Here is an 18,352-nt window from a genome sequence, read left to right as displayed (position 1 = left end):
TCATCTCCTGAGTTATCCGCTTCCCCGCACCAGAACCTCAGCCCCGACCCGCTTCCGCGTCACCAACAAGCGCCTCAACGCCGCCGGTGAAGGGGGTTCTAAGCAGACACGCCTATACCCGCAAGCGGAAAATTCGGGCCAATACGACATTTTTCTGACGTTCTTGTAAATTCGTTATAAATCAGGGACTTGGGTGGAGGCATGCCGCGGCGCCTGCCCGGACGTCATGCGCTTCGTGGCGCGAATTTCTCCGCAATATCAATGTTATCCACAGACCACGGGCCGAGTCGGGACCGAATCCGGCCGACTCGGCCCCCCGTCGCCACATGGCGCGGCTTCAGGCAGTGCGGGAACGAAGCGGGCCGCGCCGGGGAACAGCCCGAAGCGCCAGCAGCCCGGCAATGACCGCGCCATAGATCAGCGGCTCGATCTGCCACCCCTTCACCAGCAGGATGAAGTGCAGCCCCCCCAGAAGGGCGGCGGCATAGGTCAGCTTGTGCAGCTTGCGCCAGCGCAGCGGGCCAAGCCTGCGCACGGACCAGTCATTCGACGTCAGCGCCAGCGGCACCAGCGCCGCGAACCCCGCCATTCCGATGGTGATGTAAAGGCGCTTGACGATGTCGGCCCAGATCTGGCTGAGGATGCCGATGTCGAGCACAAGCCAGACCAGCAGGTGCAGCGCGACATAGAAGAAGGCGGACAGACCGATCGCCCGCCTGAACCGGATCAGATTGATCCCGGCATGGCTGCGCAGCGGCGTGATGGCGAGCCCTGCGATCAGCAGTTGCAGCGCCAGCTCTCCATACAGATGCTCAAGGGCCTTGATCGGCTCGGCGCCCAGGCCGCCGGACAGGCCCAGCCAGAACCACCAGGCCGCCGGGATCGGCATCAGCGCATAGACCAGCCATGTCGGCACCCGCCGCACCGCCGTGTTGATCGGTTGGACAAGCTGCATCAGAAATTCGCCGTCAGGTCCATGCCGTCGTAGAGAGACGCGACCTGGTCTTCATAGCCGTTGAACATCAAGGTCGGCTTGCGCTGCGAGAACAGCCCGCCGCCGATCTGCCGCTCGCTCGCCTGGCTCCAGCGGGGATGGTCCACCTCTGGATTGACGTTGGAGTAGAAGCCGTATTCCCGCGCGTTCGCCATGTTCCAGCTTGTCGGCGGTTCGTCCTCGGTCAGGGTGATGCGGACGATCGACTTGATCGACTTGAAGCCGTATTTCCACGGCACGACCAGCCGGATCGGGGCGCCGTTCTGGTTCGGCATCGGCATCCCGTAAAGACCTGTCGCCATGATCGTGAGCGGATGCATCGCCTCGTCGAGGCGCAGCCCTTCACGGTAGGGCCAGTCGAGCACCGGAAAGCGGGTGCCGGGCATTTCCTCGGGGCGCAGCAGCGTCTCGAAGGCGACATATTTCGCGCCGTCCTGCACACCGACCCGTTCAAGGATATCGGCCAGCTCGATCCCGTTCCACGGGATCACCGCCGACCACGCCTCGACACAGCGGAAGCGGTAGATGCGGTCCTCGACGGTCAGGCCATCCAGAAGATCGGCCAGCGCATAGTCACCGGGGTTGTCGACAAGGCCGTCCACCTTGACCGTCCAGGGAGAGGTGGTCAGCTGACCGGCATTGTCGGACGGATCGCTCTTGCCGGTGCCGAATTCGTAGTAGTTGCAGTAGCTGGTGATGTCCTCGAACGACGTCGGCTCTGCATCGGTGGAATAGGGAGAGGTTTGCGCCACGGCCTGCCCCGCGAAACCCGACGCGGCAAGCGCGGCGCCACCGGCAAGGATCTGGCGCCGGTTCAGGAGCGCGGCACGCGGCGTGACATCCTTCCAGTCCAGATCGTTCGTCCATCGTCCAGCCATCGCATATCTCCCTCGCTTCAGCGTTGACGCAACGTAGCCAGCGCGAGCGCCGCGCGCCAATCAAAGCCGTCTCACGTTCGTGTTCTGAGGCTGAAACATGCGCCGGATCGCTCACGCCGGATCAAAGGATTTCACGGCGATTTGAGTGGCAAGGCCGCACGAGCCGCGCTTAGCGGGACAGCGCAGCGGGTCAAGCCGTGGGCAAGCGGATGTGAAGGTGAACCAGCGGCGTTCGGTGCCCGTAGCCCTGTGCGATGCCGACACGGCGTCGGGCGTGCGCCGCGGGGGTGCCGCCCCGAACTAACTGAAACAGGAGTCTATCCAATGTTTCGTCGTACTTTCATTGCTACCGCCGCTATCGCAGCCATGTCCACCTCGGCCTTCGCGGCAAGCCACTCGTCGGGCGAGATGGCGACCATGAACATCGTGGAAACCGCGCAGGACGCGGGCAACTTCACCACGCTGCTCGCCGCTGCCGAAGCGGCCGGTCTGGTCGAGACGCTGACCGGCGAAGGCCCGTTCACCGTCTTCGCACCGACCGATGAGGCGTTCGCCGCGCTGCCCGAGGGCACCGTCGAGGGTCTGCTGGCCGACACCGAGGCGCTGACAGCGATCCTCACCTACCACGTCGTGCCGGGCAAGGTGATGTCGACCGATCTGTCGGACGGCATGATGGCAGGCACCGTGAACGGCGCCGAGATCACCGTGGGCGTGGGCGATGCCGTCACCGTCGATGGCGCGACCGTCACCACCGCCGACATCGAGGCGTCGAATGGCGTGATCCACGTCATCGACACGGTCCTGATGCCGGGCGACATGTAATCCGCCTCTCCCTTTCGGGGGATGCGCTGGGGCGGGCCTTCGGGCCCGCCCTTTTTGCATCTTGATCCGGCGTCCGGCTTTTGCGCACCCTCGCCCGAGCAGGGGGAGAGACCGCATGGGCGACACAAGAACGGCACTGGTCACGGGCGCAGCGCGGGGCATCGGACTGGCGACCACGCGCCTGTTTCTGGCCGAAGGCTGGCGGGTCGCGATGGTCGACCGGGACAGCGCAGCGCTGGCTGACGCGGTAAATGGCCTCGACGGAGTTCACGGCATCGACTGCGACGTATCCGATCCGCAATCGGTGCACGGAATGGTACGCGAGGCGCTGTCGCGTTTCGGCCGGATCGATGCGCTGGTGAACAACGCCGGTGTCGCGGACTTTGGGCCGCTGGAAGATACCGACTTCAGCCGCTGGCGGCGGGTCATGGAAACCAATCTCGACGGCGTCTTCCTGTGCTCGCAGGCCGCCATTCCGGCGCTCAAGGAAACGCGGGGCGCCATCGTCAACATCGCCTCGATCTCGGGCCTGCGCGCCTCGACGCTGCGCATCGCCTACGGCACCTCGAAGGCCGGGGTGATCCACCTGACCCAGCAGCTTGCCGCCGAGCTTGGCGAATACGGCATCCGCGCGAACACCGTCTGCCCCGGCCCCGTCCGCACGAAACTGGCGATGGCGGTGCATTCGCCCGCGATCATCGCGGCCTATCACGACGCGATCCCGCTGAACCGCTACGGCAGCGAAGAGGAAATCGGCAACGCCATCGTGTTCCTGTGCTCGGACAAGGCCAGCTACGTCACCGGACAGACGCTGTCGGTGGATGGCGGGTTCGAATCCACGGGCATCGGCCTGCCTGCGCTTCGGCAGACGTGAAAAGGCCCCGGCAATCCTCCGGGGCCTTTCGCCTGTTCAATGCACCACAGCGTCCTGCGGTTTGGGCCTGTTCGACGCCGCCACGCGGTCGCCGATCAAAAGGCCATCCGCCCCGGCGCTGACCGTCACGGTCGCGCCGTCGCCGACATCCCCCGCGAGCAGCATCTCGGCCAGCGGGTCCTGCAGACTGCGCTGGATCACCCGCTTGAGCGGCCGCGCGCCGTAGACGGGGTCATAGCCTTCGTCGGCAAGCCAGGTCCGCGCGGCGTCGTCCAGTTCCAGCGCGATCTTGCGCTGCGCCAGCCGCTTTTCAAGCCGCGCCATCTGGATGCGCACGATCCCGTCCATGTCCGTCCGCGACAGCCGGTCGAAGACGATCATGTCGTCCAGCCGGTTCAGGAACTCGGGCCGGAAATGCGCGCGCACGGCGTCCATCACGTCGTGCTTGGCCTTGGCCGCATCCGACCCTTCCGGCAGCGTCGACAGCGCCTGCGACCCCAGGTTCGATGTCAGGACGATCAGAGTCTGCTTGAAGTCGACGCGGTGCCCCTGACCATCGGTCAGAACCCCGTCATCGAGCACCTGCAACAGCACGTTGAACACCTCGGGGTGGGCCTTTTCGACCTCGTCGAACAGGATCACCTGGTAGGGTCTGCGCCGCACTGCTTCGGTCAACACGCCGCCTTCGTCATAGCCGACATAGCCGGGCGGGGCCCCGATCAGCCGCGACACGGAATGCTTTTCCATGAACTCGGACATGTCGATCCGCACCATCGCCTGATCGTCGTCGAACAGGTATTCGGCCACGGCCTTGGTCAATTCGGTCTTGCCGACGCCGGTGGGGCCGAGGAACAGGAACGACCCAAGCGGGCGGTTCTCGTCGTTCAGGCCCGCACGCGCCCGGCGCACGGCATTCGCGACGGCCTTGAGCGCGGTTTCCTGACCGATGACGCGCTTGCCAAGCTCTTCTTCCATCTTCAGCAGCTTGTCCCGCTCGCCCTCCAGCATCTTCGACGTGGGAATGCCGGTCCAGCGTTCGACCACCTGCGCGATCTGTTCCGGGCGCACGGCCTCTTCGACCATAAGGTCGTCTTGGCCTTCCGCTGTCTCAAGCTGCTTTTCCAGCCCCGGAATGACCCCGAAACGCAGTTCGCCCGCACGGGCAAAGTTGCCCTCACGCGTGGCCTGTTCCAACTCGGTCCGCGCGCGGTCAAGCTGTTCCTTCACATCGCGCGCGCCTTCCAGCTTGTCGCGCTCGGCCTGCCACTTGGCGTTCAACTCGGACGAGCGGTCCTTGAGATCGGCAAGCTCTTTTTCAAGCTTTTCCAGCCGGTCCTTGGAGGCGCGGTCGTCTTCCTTCTTGAGCGCCTCGCCCTCGATCTGAAGCTGCAGGATCTGGCGATCCAGCGCGTCCAGCTCCTCGGGCTTGGAATCCACCTCCATCCGCAGACGGCTGGCGGCCTCGTCCATCAGGTCGATGGCCTTGTCCGGCAAGAACCGGTCGGTGATGTAGCGGTTCGACAACTGCGCGGCGGCAACCAGCGCCGCGTCCGAGATCCGTACGCCGTGGTGCAACTCGTACTTCTCCTTGATGCCGCGCAGGATCGAGATCGTGTCCTCGACCGTAGGCTCCTGCACCAGAAGCGGCTGGAACCGGCGGGCAAGGGCGGCGTCCTTTTCGACGTACTTGCGGTATTCATCCAGCGTTGTGGCGCCGACGCAGTGCAATTCGCCCCGCGCCAGCGCAGGCTTGATAAGGTTGGCGGCATCCATCGCGCCGTCTGCTTTGCCCGCGCCGACAAGCGTGTGCATCTCGTCAATGAACAGGATCACCTCGCCCGCAGCGCCCTCGATATCCTTGAGGACCGATTTCAGCCGTTCCTCGAACTCGCCGCGATACTTCGCGCCCGCGATCAGTGCGCCCATGTCGAGCGCCATCAGACGCTTGTTGCGCAGGCTCTCGGGCACGTCGCCGTTCACGATGCGCAAGGCCAGCCCTTCGGCGATGGCGGTCTTGCCGACACCGGGATCGCCGATCAGCACCGGGTTGTTCTTGGTCCGGCGCGACAGCACCTGCATCGCGCGGCGGATTTCCTCATCCCGGCCGATGATGGGGTCGATCTTGCCCTCGCGCGCCGCCTCGGTCAGGTCGCGCGCATACTTGTTCAACGCATCATAGCCTTCTTCGGCAGATGCCGTGTCGGCGGTCCGCCCCTTGCGCAGATCGTTGATCGCACCGTTCAGCGATTGCGCCGTCACCGCACCCGCATCCAGCGCGTCCTTGGCCTTGGACCGCACGATGGCCAGCGCCGTCAGCAGCCGCTCGACCGGAACGAAACTGTCGCCCGCCTTCTTCGACAGCTTCTCGGCCTCTTCCAGAACTCGGGCCAGCGCCCGATCCGTGCTGCCGGGGCCGCTTCCGCCGCTTGCCGACGGCAATGCGGCGACGGCGGTATCGACGGACTGGCGCACACGATCAGGGGCGCCGCCCGCCCGTTTGATAAGCGCGGCGGCAAAGCCTTCCTCATCGTCGAGAAGCGCCTTCAGCAGATGCTCGGCAGAGATACTGGGGTTGCCTTCGCGGGTGGCGATGGTCTGGGCGGCCTGCAGAAATCCGCGCGACCGCTCGGTGAACTTGTCCAAGTTCATGATCTTTCTCCTTCAACAAGCGCTTGTCCCTTGGGCGCCCGTCCAGGCGGCACGCCCCTTTGCAAGCCTCGGAGATTGAAATGGGTGCGCCGTTGGAGTGTTGCAAGTTGGGAACACCCGGTTTCGACGCCCGCCGGAAACTTATCCACAGGTTGGCGCGTTCAATCTGCAGAACCCCAACAAGGAGGTCGAGCAGATGTCTGTTCATGTCACGTTTCCCGCGGCCCTGATCCTTGATGCCCGTGTCAGTCACGCCCGCCGCGACCGCAGCTTTGGCCGCGTCGAGGCGGTGGTGGAACTGGTGGTCAAGCCCTGCGCAGGCCAGCCCGCGCGCCTGTTCCGCATCCGCACGAATGTGCCCGCGACATCGGACGGCACGATGCGCCGCCGCTTGCTGGAAAGCGCGGTGCGCCTGATGCGCAGTGCGCCGTCCGTGACGGGCCGCGCCGCCGCGTGATCCGCGTTTCGCTTGCGTCCTGACGGGCTTTGCGGCACCTCACCGCAAACCCGGACGGAGACGCAGACCATGACCGATGCCCCTGACGAGCGCCTGATCGTCGCCCTGGACGTCGCCGACGCGCTGACCGGGATGAAACTGGCCGAGCGCCTTGGCGACCGTGTCGGATTCTACAAGATCGGGCTGGGCATGCTGACGGGCGGCGGCCTCGCCTTGGCCAACGAGCTCAAGCAGGAACATGGCAAGCGCATCTTTCTGGACATGAAGCTGTTCGACATCGGCGCCACCGTCGAAGCGGCGGTGCGCGGGCTCTGCCGGTTTGATCTCGATTTCCTGACGGTGCACGGCGACCCCCATGTCGTGCGCGCCGCGCGCGAGGGTGCGGCAGGCAGCGGGACGCAGATCCTGGCCGTGACGATCCTCACCTCGCTCGACCGCGGCGATCTGGATGCCAGCCTGATGAAGGCCGGCACCATCCCCGACCTTGTGACCGAACGCGCCGCCGCAGCCTTCGAGGCGGGGGCGCATGGCGTCATCGCCTCGCCGCACGAGATCACCGCGATCCGCGCGCTGCCCGAAGCGGCGGGCAAGCTGATCGTCACACCCGGCGTGCGCCCGGTGGGCGCGGCGCTTGGCGACCAGAAGCGGACCGCGACACCGGGGCAGGCCATTGCGGACGGCGCCGATCATATCGTCGTCGGGCGCCCGATCTGGAACACAGGCGACCCCCGCGCCGCTGCCGATGCGGTTCTGGCAGAAATCGCCGCTGGACACGCTTAACGTGTGGCACTCCGGATGCTAGACTGAAGGCGAAAGCCAGAGGTCGCCCCATGCCGCAGCCGCCACAGGATCTCGAAATCCAAGCCCGTTCGCTTTATGCCGTCCGGCGGGCGCTTGGGATACTCGGCCTCGCGCTGCCCATCGTTCTGTATGGCTACGCCCGCATTGCCCCGCCGCCGACGAGCCTTGGCATGCAGCCGTCGATATCCGAGTTCTACCACACCCATATGGGCGATATCCTTGTCGGCACCCTGTCGGCGATTGGCGTGTTCCTGATCGCGTATCTCGGCTATCCGCCGAAACCGGGCGAGAACCGCGTTGTGACCGATTTCTGGGTATCCTCTGCCGCTGGCCTCGGAGCCATCGGTGTGGCGTTGTTCCCCGTCGCATGGGCCACCGGTATCTGCCCTCCGGGGCAATCGTTCGAGACAGAGGGCATGACCTACACCTGCCCGGTACAGGGCGTCACCAGCCATGCGCAACTGGCGCATTTCGGATCGGCGGCGCTGTTCTTCGGCATGATTTCGGTCATGTGCCTGTGGCTGTTTCCGCGCGACCGCACCGGTCGCCATTTCCGCACCGTGCAGCACCGGGTCTTTGCGCTCTGCGGCGGCCTGCTGCTGTTTTCAGCCGTGGCGTTACTGGTCGTGGTCAAAGGGCCCCTGCCAATGACTTGGCGCACGACCCTGATCCAGAACAATGCGATCTTCTGGCTGGAATCGCTGGGGGTCTTCGCCTTTGCCATCGCGTGGCTGGTCAAGGGTCAGGCGATGCGCGGCCTGACGCAGATGCTTCAAAGCAAGTAGCCCGGATCACGCGCGGCACGCTCGGCCAGGTAGTGCCGCAGCCGGTCCCGGAAATGCGGCACGACCACCGGCGAGGACAGGAAGTCGGCAATCCCGAACCAGCGCCAGTCCTGCCCCTCGTCCCCCAGAACGATCCCTTCAACCGGCGCAGCGACCTCAGCCACGAGGAACCAGTCGGTGAACCCCTCGATGCGGGCCGAGGGATACAGCCTTCGCCACACCAGCCAGCGCAGATCGAGATCGACCGACAACTCTTCTCGCAACTCGCGCAGGGCCGTCTGTTCCGGCGTCTCTGCCCCCTCGCGCCCGCCGCCGGGAAGATCCCACCAGCCTGGCCACGGGATGCCCTCGATATCGTCGCGCTGCAGGCACAGCACACGCCCGGCGTTCAGAACCGCGATCTTCGCCCCGTAGAATCCTTCCGACATGCCCATATCGTCACCCATTCCGCGCGGCGCCTGAACCCCCTATATTGGCCACCCAAGAAAGGCCCGATCATGCCTGCCCTCTGCCGCGATTGCCTGACCCAGTTCGACGCAGGAAGGCGCTGTCCGTCCTGCCGCAGCCCCCGCGTGCTCGCGCACCCGGAACTGCTCGACCTGTCCATCGCCCACATGGACTGCGACGCCTTCTACGCCAGCGTGGAAAAGCGCGAGAACCCCGAGTTACGCGACAAGCCGGTGATCGTCGGCGGCGGACACCGGGGCGTCGTGTCCACCGCCTGCTACATTGCCCGGATCAAGGGCGTGCGATCCGCGATGCCGATGTTCAAGGCGCTGGAATTGTGCCCCGAGGCGGTCGTGGTGAAGGGCCGGATGGACCTGTATGTCGAGGTGTCGCGCAGGATCCGCGCCATGATGGAGGAATTGACCCCCGCCATCGAACCCCTGTCGCTGGACGAGGCGTTCCTTGATCTGTCCGGCACGCACCGTCTGCATCACGCGCCGCCCGCCGTGATGCTGGCGCGTCTCGTCCGCCGGATGGAGACCGAATTGGGCATCACCGGCTCCATCGGGCTGTCGCACAACAAGTTCCTCGCTAAGGTCGCGTCCGACCTAGACAAGCCGCGTGGGTTTTCGGTGATCGGCAAGGCCGGGACGGCCGAGTTCTTGCGCGATCAGCCCGTGCGGCTGATCTGGGGCGTCGGTCAGGCCACGCAGGCGTCGCTGGACGCCGCCGGGATACGAACCTTCGCCGACCTCCTGCGCTGGGACCAGCGCGACCTTCAGGCGCGCTTCGGGTCGATGGGCGACCGGCTGTGGCATCTGGCGCGCGGAGAGGATCACCGCCGCGTCCGCCGCGACGCGCCGATGAAATCGATCTCGAACGAGACGACATTTCACGACGACACCGCCAACGCCGATGTTCTGGACGGGCACATCTGGCGGCTGGCGGAAAAGGTGTCGGACCGGGCCAAGGCAAAGGGTCAGGCCGGGCGCACCGTCACGCTCAAGCTCAAGCGGCACGATCACCGCATCCTCACCCGCCGCACGACCCTGCGCGAGGCGACGCAGATGGCCGACCGTCTCTATCGCACCGCCCGCGCGCTCTATGATGAAGCAAAAGAGCCGGGGCCGTTCCGCCTTCTGGGCGTGGGCCTGTCGGACCTGACCAGCGCGGACAACGCCGATCTGTCCGGCGATCTTCTGGACCCTCAAGCGCTGAAACGGGCAGAGGCAGAGCGTGCGACGGATGCGATCCGCGCGCGATTCGGCCCCGATGCGATTCTCAAGGGACGCGCGCTGCGCTAGACGCGCGGCCGAAACCTATTCTGCCGCAAGCGGCAGGTCCGCCCGGCCGATATCTACGATTTCCGCGATCACGGACCGCAGGACGGTTCGGAACGCCTCGAACCCGGCATGGGGGACCAGTTCACGCTCGTTCATGTAGAGCGCCCGGTCGAGCTCCACCTGGATGACGTGCTGTCCCCGCGACGGGCGGCCATAGTGTTGCGTTGTGTAGGCCCCGGCGAAAGGCGTGTTGCGCACCACGCGCAGACCGGCCCCGGCAAAGGCCGCCTCGACCCGTTCCATCACGCCCGAGCCCGCCGCCGCACCGAAGCGGTCGCCAAGAACGACCTCGGGATGCGGCGTGCCGCGTGTGCCCGCGCTGTCGATGGCTTCATGCGGCATCGAATGGCAGTCGATCAGGATCGCCTCGCCGAACCGTTCGACCTGGCTTTGCACCAGACCCGCCAGAGCGGCATGATAGGGATGCCAGAACTGTTCGATCCGGGCCTGCGCCTCGGCCATGCCGATCTTGCCCGAATAGATCGCGCGCCCGTTCGACACCACGCGCGGCACCACGCCCAGCCCCGATGTCACGCGCGGATTGTGCCCCGCCCGGCGCACGCCTTCGATCAGCGCGGGATCAAGCTCGTCCGGGCTGCGGTTGAGATCGACAAAGGCGCGGGGTGCACTGGCGGCGATCAGGGGCGCGCCGAACAGGGGCGCATCCGCAAACAGCCGATCGACAAAGGCGTCTTCCGAGGACCGGATCTGCATCTCGTCCAGCACCGACTCGCGCAGGAATCGCGGGAAATAGTCCCGGCCACTGTGCGGGGAAGCAAAGATCACGCTTGTCGTGCGGGTGGTTGGCTCGATCAGGTCGTAGGTGGCACGGCCCATGACTGCTCCCTCTGTATCCCGACGAATATAGACCTGATTTTTGCCGCGCCAAAAGGTCTTGATCCCTCCTGCGACTCCTTTTATAGACCCGCAGACCGGCGCGGGGCATGACCCGCGTCTTGTTCGTTTAGGCGGCCAGGACGCAGGTTTGATATCGCGGCGAGGGGCGGTTAGCTCAGCGGTAGAGCACTACGTTGACATCGTAGGGGTCACTGGTTCGATCCCAGTACCGCCCACCATCTCCCTTCGGGGACCGGAATTCGAGAAACGCCTCGCAAGGGGCATGGAGTATGGCGCACGGGCGCCGCGACATGAGGAGAGGACCCATGAAGGTCAAAAACTCGCTCCGCTCGCTGAAGAACCGGCACCGCGACTGCCGCGTCGTGCGCCGCAAGGGCCGCGTCTACGTCATCAACAAGACGCAGCGCCGCTTCAAGGCCCGTCAGGGCTAAGACGCTTCAGCAAGCTTCGAGCTAACTGAAAAGCCGCCCCTCGGGGCGGCTTTTTCGTGTTCAGCGAAACACGGCCTCGGCCACCAGCCGCGCGACAGTGCCCTGGTCAAGGAACCCTGTCGCCTCGATCCCGCGGCTTGTCTGATAATCGGCGATGGCCCGCCTTGTGCGGCGGTCGAACTGGCCGTCCGCCGGGCCTGGCTGATAGCCAAGCTGCTGCAGGCGGATCTCGACAAGGCGCTTGGCTGACGCCGCCAGCACAAGGCCATCCTCGCGGTCGCGGGCGCGATCAAGGTCGATCACCGTCTCGGGCGATTCCAGAGAACGGATCGCGGCCCGCGCGTCATCGGCGAAAAGCCCGTCCGGATAGTTGCCCAGATAGGCCTCGTATCCGGCCACAGTGCGTTCGGCCTGCGCGGCTTCCCAAGCGCCGCGATCCTCGGCTTCGGTCTGGGTACGGTTGCGATCCTCGATCACGGCAAGACGTTCCCGCGCAAGTTCGGCGTAGATGCCATCAGGATAGCGATCCAGATACGAGACAAGCGCCGCCTCGTCCTGCCCTTCGCCGCTGTCGCGCCAGAACTGGCGATCCTGCCGCTCTCGTTCGGCGCGCTGCCGTTCCGCCTCGGCCTCGACCTCCGCCACCCGGGCAGCGCCGCGCGTGCGCAGCAAGGTGATCTGGTTCGCGGTCAGGTACCCCGTCCGCTCGAAACCGTTGTCGCCCTGAAAGGCGTCGATGGCGCGGCGCGACCCCGGCCCGAAGATGCCGTCGATGCCCCGCGTGTCGAAGCCAAGGACGGTCAGGTATTCCTGCAACTCCCGCCGATCCGCGCGGCTGAGGTCAAGCTCTTGCTCGGTGCGCGCGGCGCGTTCCGCGTCGCTTTCGGTCAACGCGCTGATCCGCGTCTCGGCGGCGTCAGCGTGCTCGCCGCGCGGAAAGCGGTCGAGATAGTCGCGGTAGGCCTCGGCGCTGTCCTCTTCGGTCACGCGCTGCCAGAACCTGTCTTCGAAATCTGGGGCGTCGGGTTGCGCGGTCTCGGCAAGGAACGGAAACGGCCCGATGAAACCCAGCGCCTCGATCCGGCGCGGCGCATCGGCGACGGCGCGGTCGATCCTGCGCCCCGGCACCACGATTTCCTCGGTCACAAAGCGTGCAAGAAGGCGCGGCGGTCCGGTCAGAACGGTGACGCCTTGCGGCACCTCCGTTTCGCCAAAGCCCTCGATCACACCCGCGTCCGGCCGCAGCGACGCGCGATCATCGGCCACCGCGACGATTGCCGCCCCTGGCCGTCCCGCCACGATGTCCAGAATCGCCCCGATCGACAGCCCGCTTGTGCCAACGGCAAAGGGATCGAGACGCTCGGCATCGGTGCCCAGAAGAAACGCATCGCGCGCGGTGCTGACGACGTGCCCAGCCAGATAGACGATCACGCGGTCGCCGCCGCGCAGCCGCTCTGCAAGAACGCCGACCTCTTCGGCGATGCCGGACATCTGGAAGTCAGAGATGTCCAGCACCTCGAACCCGGCCCGCGCCAGGGTGTCGCCCAATGCCTCGGCAGCCTCCGCCTCGGCGACGTTCGGCAGGTTGTCATAGCCCCGGTTCGTCGCGATCAGCGCGATGTCGTCCGCGGCAGCGGCCATAGGCATCGCCGCCAGCAAGGCCGCCCCAAACATTGTCCCCAGTTTCACCATGTCAGGCCCCCTCGTCAAAGCTGCGACGGCACCGGGGCCGTCAGTCGTAACTGCGCTGGTCGTCGATCACCTTACCATCGTTCGGCAGGCTGCCCGCAGGATGAATCTCGATCCGGCCCGTGAGCTTGAGCACATCGGCAACGGACCGCTCATAGGCAGCGGCATCGCCGCCGTCCGCCTCGACCTGCACGGTCATCGCGTCCTGTTGCCCGTCGCGCGTGGCAATGACGCGGGCGCGCGCGATTTCGGGATGCCGCGCGACGAATTGCGCCACCTGTTCGGGCCGCACGAACATGCCCTTGATCTTGGTGGTCTGGTCGGCCCGGCCCATCCAGCCCTTGATGCGCATGTTGGTGCGCCCGCAGGGGCTGGTTCCCGGCAACACGGCCGACAGATCGCCCGTGGCAAAGCGGATCAGCGGGTAGTCGGGGTTAAGCGTCGTCACCACGACTTCGCCGACCTCGCCATCGGCGACCGGATCACCGGTGCCGGGGCGCACGATCTCGACGATCACGCCCTCGTCGACGATCATCCCCTCCATCGCCGGGCTTTCATAGGCGATGTTGCCCAGATCGGCGGTGGCATAGCATTGCAGGCAGCGGATGCCGCGATCCGCGTATTCCTGCCGCAGCGACGGGAACAGCGCGCCGCCGCCCACTGCCGCCTTGGTGATGGCAAGGCTCAGCCCCATCTCGTCGGCCTTGTCGAGGATGACCTTGAGGTAGTCCGGCGTGCCTGCATAGGCGGTGACGCCCACATCGAAGGCCGCGCGTGCCTGCAATTCGGTCTGGCCGGTTCCCGCAGGCAGCACCGAGGCTCCAACCGCCCGCGCACCGCTTTCAAAGATCATCCCGGCAGGTGTCAGGTGATAGGAAAAGCAGTTCTGCACGATGTCGCCGGCACCGATGCCGCAGGCGTTCAGGAACCGCCCCACACGCCACCAATCGTCAGAGGTGCGCCCCGGCTCGTAGATCGGGCCGGGCGACTGGAACACATGCTCGACCTCGGCAGCCGAGACGGTGGTGAAGCCGCCGAATGGCGCGGCCTCTCCCTGCGCCTTCGACAGTTCGGACTTGCGCACCACCGGCAAGGCGGCCAGCGCGGCGCGGTCGGTCACTTGGGACGGATCGACGCCTTGCAGCAGCCGCGCCATCGCGGGCGCCTTGTCCTGCGCGTGGGCGATCTGCGCGGGCAGCGCGCGGGCCAGATCGGCCGCGCGTTCATCGGCGCTGCGGGTTTCAAGCGCATCGTGGAATGCGGTCATGGGGGGTGCCTCCCTGGTGCTCCCAATGCCCCGCTGAAGGGGCTTGCGTGGACCATGACACGGGACGTCGCGGGCGCGGAACCCCCTAATCCGGGAGCGTCAGATTCCGGCATACCACTCGTAGAACCCGGTATCCTCCCAATACCCTCCACGGCCAAGGCCGATATCGGAAAGGCTGTCGACGGCCTCGATCTCCATGATGAACTTGGCATGCTTGTAGCCAAGCTGCCGTTCGACCCGCAGCCGGATCGGCGCGCCATGACCCTGGCTCAGGTCGCTGCCATTCATGCCATAGGCGAGGATTGTCTGCGGGTGGAAGGCATCGACCAGATCGATGCTCTCGTAATACGGCGACAGCCCAAGCGCATCTGCGCAGCGAAATACGATATACCGCGCCTCGGGCTTCAGCATGACGCGGTCCAGCACCGCGCCCAGCGGCACGCCCGTCCATTTGCCGATCGCGCTCCACCCCTCGACGCAATCGTGACGGGTGATCTGGGTGCGGGATGGCATCGCGCGCAAGTCCGCCAGCGGGATTGCCTGCGGCTCTTCCACCAGACCGGACACCTTGAGTGACCAGGTTGCAAAGCCGTTCGCAAGGTGGCGCTGATACTCGGCGGATTGCGGCCGCGTGCTGCCGTTGGTGCGGAAATCCGGCGACATCTCGGCCTCGGTGTATTCCCGCGCCATCGCGTTCGCGCCGAACAGACGGTGCATCCGGTAGGACAGCCATTCCCCCGAAGACAGCACGATGTTGCGAAAGCTGGGGGATTGCCCCAGCCGGTCGCACCCCGACAGGATCATCGGCGAGGCGACAAGGCCGGTCAGCGCAGCACGTCGGGTCATCAAGCGTCGGGTCATTTCGATCTCTCCTTCGGCAGGCGGAACCAGCCGGTGATCATCGAGCGTATTTCGTTGAAGGGCCCGGCGATCAGCACCATCACGAGGTGCACGATCACGAACAGGACCAGCAGAAAGGCAAAGATGAAGTGCAGCGAGCGCGCCGATTGACGCCCGCCGAACAGGTCAAGAAGCCACGGCCAGGACGCATCCATCTGCGGCGACATCGTGAGCCCCGTCAGGACCATCCCGGGGATCAGGACGAGGGCGACCGACAGATAGGCCAGCTTCTGCAGGATGTTGTACCGCGCCGCCTCGATGCCCCTCGGCAGTTTCAACCGCATGTGGTCTCGCAGGTCGGCCAGGATATGCGATGGCCGCATCTCGTCCCGGCGCGGCAGCAGATCGCGCCCGACATGCCGGTTCAGCAAGGACCAGACCAGATAGACGAAGATACCGACCGCAAAGACCCAGGCAAACGTCAGGTGCCAGCGCCGGGCAAGGGCAAGGTTGTAGTTCGACGGCAGGGTCGCCCAGTAGGGGAAGGCGCGGTTGCGAAGCTGCCCATCGGCGTCCTCCCATCGACCCAGCACACCGTCGGTTCCGATCCGCGCATCGCCGATCCGCAAATATCCCGCCTGCTGGTCATCGACACCGATCTGCAGCCATGCGGGATCGAGGTTTGCGCCATATTCGCCCCAATAGAGCCGGGGATGCGCGTTGAAGATCATCAGCCCGGACATCAAAAGGATGAAGAACATGGCCGCGTTGATCCAGTGCCACAGCCGGGTGGACAGGCGGTGCCGCTTCACCAGATCGCCGCCCTTGGGGTTGCGCGTTTCCGCATCGAGGGTAGTCATGTGGACCTCGCAAGCTGTCTGTTCGGAGGCAGGGAATCGCGCCCGCCCCCGAACGACCTAGCGCATTTCAGTTCATTTCGTGCATGGCGGCGTCCATGACGAGCATGTCCGGGTTCTCGGCGCACATCGTGGCGGCGGCGGCCATCTCTTCCTCCATCATCATACCGCCTTCTGCGGCCATGTCGTCAGAGGCCATCGTGTCACTGGCCATCGTGTCACTGGCCATCGTGTCACTGGCCATGGTGTCACTGGCCATGGTGTCAGCAGCCATGGTGTCGCCTGCCTTGTCGTCGGCGGCCATGGTGTCCGACGCCATGTCGTCCGAATGCGCGGCCATCGAGACCGCGTCAAAGGCCGCCATCATCGCGTCGCTGTCCATCGCGGTGAAATCGGCACAGGTCAGAGTGGCTGGATCGACCGAGTGGCCTGCAGCAAAGGCGGTGCCAGACAGCATCAGGGAAGTAGCTAGGGTAAGCGAAGCAAGTTTCATGGACATCTCCAGAAATTCCAGGGGCGCGACCGCCCCGTGCGGCACATCCCCCGAGCAATGCCTAGCAACCGGTTCGCTCACGTCGGCTTCACGACACCGTGCCGCACGCCCGTGTGACTCCGCGTGCGCACGATCCGCTCGAATGTTTCAGAATCGCAGCCGTTCGGCATCCGGCGAGCCGCCAGAACCGTTCCGTGTTTCAGCCCAAACCCTATCCTTTGGGTCGCTCTGTCGAATTGTCTTGCGAGATTCGCCGTGCCGCCGCACCGTTGACGCACTACGGAAGGATGCTGTCTTGCCCGATCCCGTCCCGAAACGCGCGCCTCTGTCCCGTGATGCCGTCCTTGCGGCCGGTGTCGCCTACGCTGACATCCACGGCGCGGCGGCCCTGTCGATGCGCAAGCTGGGCGCGGCGGTCGGCGTCGAGGCGATGTCGCTCTACAACCATGTCACCAACAAGGATGACCTGCTGGACGGCATGCTGGACCGCGTGGCGGGGGAGTTGCCGCACGCCAAGCCGGGCAAGCAGTGGAAGTCCAGCCTTGGCAGCGCCATCCTCACCGCGCGCGAGGTGCTTCTTGCGCACCCCTGGGCGGCCGAAATGTTCCTGACCCGCCCTGCACGCGGCCCGAACCGGCTGGCTCATGTCAACGCGACCGTCGGCTGCCTGGCCTCCGCTGGGCTTGGGCCTGCGGTCATCGCGCGGGCGATGGCGACGCTCGACAGCTTTCTCTACGGTGCCGTGCTGCAAGAGCTGAACGCCCCCGACGCGGCGGCGCTATCGGACGCGGCCGCCGAAACCGACGGCGCAGAGGCCGGGCATCTCGACATGCTGTCCGCAGCCCTGGCCAAGAAGAAGCGCAAGACGACCGACTTCGAATATGGCCTGTCGCTGATCCTCGACGGCATCGAGGCTTCGGCGAAATCGTCCAAGACCGAGAAGCCTTCGAAGAAGAAGAAATAGCGGGCGCGGCGCCCGGTCAGGCCAGCCAGCGCTTGCGGCGGCGGTACGAGCGCACGTCGCGAAAGCTTCGGCGCCCCTCGTCGGACATGCCAAGATAGAATTCCTTGACGTCCGGGTTCTCGCGCAGCGCCTTCGCCTCGCCATCCATCACGACCCGCCCCGATTCAAGGATGTAGCCGTAATGCGCAAAGCGCAGCGCGACGTTGGTGTTCTGTTCGGCCAGCAGGAAGGACACGCCTTCCTTCTCGTTGAGGTTCTTCACGATGGTAAAGATTTCCTCGACCAGTTGCGGCGCAAGCCCCATCGACGGCTCGTCCAGAAGGATCGTCTCGGGGCGTGACATCAGCGCCCGCCCGATAGCGCACATCTGCTGCTCGCCGCCCGAGGTATAGCCCGCCTGCGACCGGCGGCGCTCCTTCAGGCGGGGGAAATAGCTGTAGACCAGTTCGAGGTCCTCTTCGACCTTCGCGCGCCCGTCACCCCGAGTGTAGGCGCCGGTCAAAAGGTTTTCCTCGATGGTCAGGTGTTCGAAACAGTGGCGGCCCTCCATCACCTGGATCACCCCGCGCTTGACCAGATCGGTCGGCGTCAGGTCCTGGATGCGTTCGCCGCGATACTTGATGCTGCCCTTGGTCACCTCGCCCCGTTCCGATGCCAGAAGGTTCGAGATCGCCTTGAGCGTGGTCGTCTTGCCCGCGCCATTGCCCCCCAAAAGCGCGGTGATGCCGCCCTTCGGCACCGCCAGCGACACACCTTTCAGCACGAGGATGACATGATTGTAGATCACCTCGACGTTGTTGACTTCAAGAAGCGTCTCTTCGGTGCGGCCTGCGTCGAGCATCTGCTTGGGCTTTCTTCGTGGTTCAAATACTCATCCTGAAATCCCGGCCGCCGCGGGTGCGG

The 18,352-nt window shown here is 65.5% G+C and carries 19 protein-coding genes and 1 tRNA gene; 9 read left to right on the top strand and 11 right to left on the bottom strand.

The features are described 5' to 3' along the window. Window positions 1-337: 337 nt before the first annotated feature. Both msrQ and msrP read right to left on the bottom strand, forming a co-directional pair. Entirely contained in the window at window positions 338-955 is a 618-nt protein-coding gene (gene msrQ, locus KTJ87_RS15345; RefSeq protein WP_267140015.1) for a protein-methionine-sulfoxide reductase heme-binding subunit MsrQ, read from the bottom strand. Then, window positions 955-1,872 carry a protein-methionine-sulfoxide reductase catalytic subunit MsrP gene (gene msrP / locus KTJ87_RS15340; RefSeq protein WP_267140014.1) on the bottom strand — a complete coding sequence of 306 codons (918 nt, stop codon included), beginning with the start codon at window positions 1,870-1,872 and terminating at the stop codon, window positions 955-957. Before msrP ends, msrQ begins: the two co-directional genes overlap by 1 nt. A 324-nt stretch (window positions 1,873-2,196) precedes the next feature. Here msrP and KTJ87_RS15335 point away from each other — a divergent pair, with 324 nt between their 5' ends. Both KTJ87_RS15335 and KTJ87_RS15330 read left to right on the top strand, forming a co-directional pair. After that, window positions 2,197-2,694, top strand: coding sequence for a fasciclin domain-containing protein (locus KTJ87_RS15335; protein WP_267140013.1), 498 nt, complete (start codon window positions 2,197-2,199; stop codon window positions 2,692-2,694). 115 nt (window positions 2,695-2,809) lie between these two features. Beyond that, on the top strand, window positions 2,810-3,568 hold the full coding sequence (locus KTJ87_RS15330; RefSeq protein WP_267140012.1) for an SDR family NAD(P)-dependent oxidoreductase: 759 nt from the start codon (window positions 2,810-2,812) through the stop codon (window positions 3,566-3,568). A gap of 36 nt (window positions 3,569-3,604) precedes the next feature. On the opposite strand, the gene clpB is transcribed toward KTJ87_RS15330, so the two are convergent. After that, a complete protein-coding gene (gene clpB, locus KTJ87_RS15325; protein WP_267140011.1) occupies window positions 3,605-6,217 on the bottom strand; it encodes an ATP-dependent chaperone ClpB in 2,613 nt (870 codons plus the stop codon). A gap of 196 nt (window positions 6,218-6,413) precedes the next feature. Between clpB and KTJ87_RS15320 the strand changes: the two genes are divergently transcribed. The 3 genes from KTJ87_RS15320 (at window position 6,414) to KTJ87_RS15310 (ending at window position 8,260) form a co-directional block, all read left to right on the top strand. Beyond that, the gene (locus KTJ87_RS15320; protein ID WP_267140010.1) at window positions 6,414-6,674 is read left to right on the top strand and encodes a hypothetical protein; all 261 of its coding nucleotides are present in this window, start codon (window positions 6,414-6,416) and stop codon (window positions 6,672-6,674) included. Window positions 6,675-6,743: 69 nt separating this feature from the next. Then, a complete protein-coding gene (gene pyrF / locus KTJ87_RS15315) occupies window positions 6,744-7,454 on the top strand; it encodes an orotidine-5'-phosphate decarboxylase (RefSeq protein ID WP_267140009.1) in 711 nt (236 codons plus the stop codon). A 50-nt stretch (window positions 7,455-7,504) separates the two neighbouring features. Beyond that, window positions 7,505-8,260: a hypothetical protein gene (locus KTJ87_RS15310; RefSeq protein ID WP_267140008.1), complete on the top strand. Its 756-nt coding sequence runs from the start codon at window positions 7,505-7,507 to the stop codon at window positions 8,258-8,260. On the opposite strand, the gene KTJ87_RS15305 is transcribed toward KTJ87_RS15310, so the two are convergent. Next, window positions 8,248-8,706, bottom strand: coding sequence for an NUDIX hydrolase (locus tag KTJ87_RS15305; RefSeq protein ID WP_267140007.1), 459 nt, complete (start codon window positions 8,704-8,706; stop codon window positions 8,248-8,250). The genes KTJ87_RS15310 and KTJ87_RS15305 overlap by 13 nt on opposite strands. A 51-nt stretch (window positions 8,707-8,757) precedes the next feature. Here KTJ87_RS15305 and KTJ87_RS15300 point away from each other — a divergent pair, with 51 nt between their 5' ends. Next, window positions 8,758-10,011 (top strand): DNA polymerase IV, encoded by a 1,254-nt coding sequence (locus KTJ87_RS15300; protein ID WP_267140006.1) that lies wholly within the window; start codon window positions 8,758-8,760, stop codon window positions 10,009-10,011. A 15-nt stretch (window positions 10,012-10,026) separates the two neighbouring features. Here KTJ87_RS15300 and KTJ87_RS15295 read toward each other — a convergent pair whose 3' ends face one another. Then, entirely contained in the window at window positions 10,027-10,887 is an 861-nt protein-coding gene (locus tag KTJ87_RS15295) for an N-formylglutamate amidohydrolase (protein ID WP_267140005.1), read from the bottom strand. A gap of 164 nt (window positions 10,888-11,051) precedes the next feature. On the opposite strand from KTJ87_RS15295, the gene KTJ87_RS15290 reads away from it, so the two are divergent. After that, window positions 11,052-11,126: transfer RNA gene (locus KTJ87_RS15290), tRNA-Val, on the top strand. 87 nt (window positions 11,127-11,213) lie between these two features. Continuing rightward, the gene (gene ykgO, locus KTJ87_RS15285; protein WP_008562923.1) at window positions 11,214-11,339 is read left to right on the top strand and encodes a type B 50S ribosomal protein L36; all 126 of its coding nucleotides are present in this window, start codon (window positions 11,214-11,216) and stop codon (window positions 11,337-11,339) included. Between the two features lie 60 nt (window positions 11,340-11,399). Here ykgO and KTJ87_RS15280 read toward each other — a convergent pair whose 3' ends face one another. The 5 genes from KTJ87_RS15280 to KTJ87_RS15260 form a co-directional block, all read right to left on the bottom strand. Then, window positions 11,400-12,980, bottom strand: a complete 1,581-nt coding sequence (locus tag KTJ87_RS15280; RefSeq protein WP_267140004.1) for a peptidoglycan-binding domain-containing protein — start codon at window positions 12,978-12,980, stop codon at window positions 11,400-11,402. A gap of 91 nt (window positions 12,981-13,071) precedes the next feature. Further along, window positions 13,072-14,295: a phenylacetate--CoA ligase family protein gene (locus tag KTJ87_RS15275; RefSeq protein ID WP_267140003.1), complete on the bottom strand. Its 1,224-nt coding sequence runs from the start codon at window positions 14,293-14,295 to the stop codon at window positions 13,072-13,074. Between the two features lie 99 nt (window positions 14,296-14,394). Continuing rightward, window positions 14,395-15,156, bottom strand: coding sequence for a molybdopterin-dependent oxidoreductase (locus KTJ87_RS15270; protein WP_267140002.1), 762 nt, complete (start codon window positions 15,154-15,156; stop codon window positions 14,395-14,397). Continuing rightward, on the bottom strand, window positions 15,153-15,995 hold the full coding sequence (locus KTJ87_RS15265) for a cytochrome b/b6 domain-containing protein (protein ID WP_267140001.1): 843 nt from the start codon (window positions 15,993-15,995) through the stop codon (window positions 15,153-15,155). The genes KTJ87_RS15270 and KTJ87_RS15265 overlap by 4 nt, the downstream gene beginning before the upstream one ends. Window positions 15,996-16,062: 67 nt before the next feature. After that, window positions 16,063-16,485, bottom strand: a complete 423-nt coding sequence (locus KTJ87_RS15260; protein WP_267140000.1) for a hypothetical protein — start codon at window positions 16,483-16,485, stop codon at window positions 16,063-16,065. 295 nt (window positions 16,486-16,780) lie between these two features. Here KTJ87_RS15260 and KTJ87_RS15255 point away from each other — a divergent pair, with 295 nt between their 5' ends. Continuing rightward, complete coding sequence (locus KTJ87_RS15255) at window positions 16,781-17,449, top strand: TetR/AcrR family transcriptional regulator (protein WP_267139999.1); 669 nt, start codon at window positions 16,781-16,783, stop codon at window positions 17,447-17,449. 16 nt (window positions 17,450-17,465) lie between these two features. On the opposite strand, the gene KTJ87_RS15250 is transcribed toward KTJ87_RS15255, so the two are convergent. After that, window positions 17,466-18,290, bottom strand: a complete 825-nt coding sequence (locus tag KTJ87_RS15250) for an ABC transporter ATP-binding protein (protein ID WP_267139998.1) — start codon at window positions 18,288-18,290, stop codon at window positions 17,466-17,468. Window positions 18,291-18,352: the final 62 nt, after the last annotated feature.

Origin of the sequence: Anianabacter salinae, from assembly GCF_019061145.1 — a bacterium.
Taxonomy (GTDB): Bacteria; Pseudomonadota; Alphaproteobacteria; order Rhodobacterales; family Rhodobacteraceae; genus Anianibacter; species Anianibacter salinarum.
The sequence above is the reverse complement of the archived record's forward strand: the minus strand, read 5'-3'. Positions and strand labels throughout refer to the sequence as shown.

Coding starts and splice junctions, on each gene's coding strand:
- msrQ (WP_267140015.1), bottom strand. CDS start 955: ATGCAGCTTGTCCAACCGATCAACACGGCGGTGCGGCGGGTGCCGACA.
- msrP (WP_267140014.1), bottom strand. CDS start 1,872: ATGGCTGGACGATGGACGAACGATCTGGACTGGAAGGATGTCACGCCG.
- KTJ87_RS15335 (WP_267140013.1), top strand. CDS start 2,197: ATGTTTCGTCGTACTTTCATTGCTACCGCCGCTATCGCAGCCATGTCC.
- KTJ87_RS15330 (WP_267140012.1), top strand. CDS start 2,810: ATGGGCGACACAAGAACGGCACTGGTCACGGGCGCAGCGCGGGGCATC.
- clpB (WP_267140011.1), bottom strand. CDS start 6,217: ATGAACTTGGACAAGTTCACCGAGCGGTCGCGCGGATTTCTGCAGGCC.
- KTJ87_RS15320 (WP_267140010.1), top strand. CDS start 6,414: ATGTCTGTTCATGTCACGTTTCCCGCGGCCCTGATCCTTGATGCCCGT.
- pyrF (WP_267140009.1), top strand. CDS start 6,744: ATGACCGATGCCCCTGACGAGCGCCTGATCGTCGCCCTGGACGTCGCC.
- KTJ87_RS15310 (WP_267140008.1), top strand. CDS start 7,505: ATGCCGCAGCCGCCACAGGATCTCGAAATCCAAGCCCGTTCGCTTTAT.
- KTJ87_RS15305 (WP_267140007.1), bottom strand. CDS start 8,706: ATGGGTGACGATATGGGCATGTCGGAAGGATTCTACGGGGCGAAGATC.
- KTJ87_RS15300 (WP_267140006.1), top strand. CDS start 8,758: ATGCCTGCCCTCTGCCGCGATTGCCTGACCCAGTTCGACGCAGGAAGG.
- KTJ87_RS15295 (WP_267140005.1), bottom strand. CDS start 10,887: ATGGGCCGTGCCACCTACGACCTGATCGAGCCAACCACCCGCACGACA.
- ykgO (WP_008562923.1), top strand. CDS start 11,214: ATGAAGGTCAAAAACTCGCTCCGCTCGCTGAAGAACCGGCACCGCGAC.
- KTJ87_RS15280 (WP_267140004.1), bottom strand. CDS start 12,980: ATGGCCGCTGCCGCGGACGACATCGCGCTGATCGCGACGAACCGGGGC.
- KTJ87_RS15275 (WP_267140003.1), bottom strand. CDS start 14,295: ATGACCGCATTCCACGATGCGCTTGAAACCCGCAGCGCCGATGAACGC.
- KTJ87_RS15270 (WP_267140002.1), bottom strand. CDS start 15,156: ATGACCCGACGCTTGATGACCCGACGTGCTGCGCTGACCGGCCTTGTC.
- KTJ87_RS15265 (WP_267140001.1), bottom strand. CDS start 15,995: ATGACTACCCTCGATGCGGAAACGCGCAACCCCAAGGGCGGCGATCTG.
- KTJ87_RS15260 (WP_267140000.1), bottom strand. CDS start 16,485: ATGAAACTTGCTTCGCTTACCCTAGCTACTTCCCTGATGCTGTCTGGC.
- KTJ87_RS15250 (WP_267139998.1), bottom strand. CDS start 18,290: ATGCTCGACGCAGGCCGCACCGAAGAGACGCTTCTTGAAGTCAACAAC.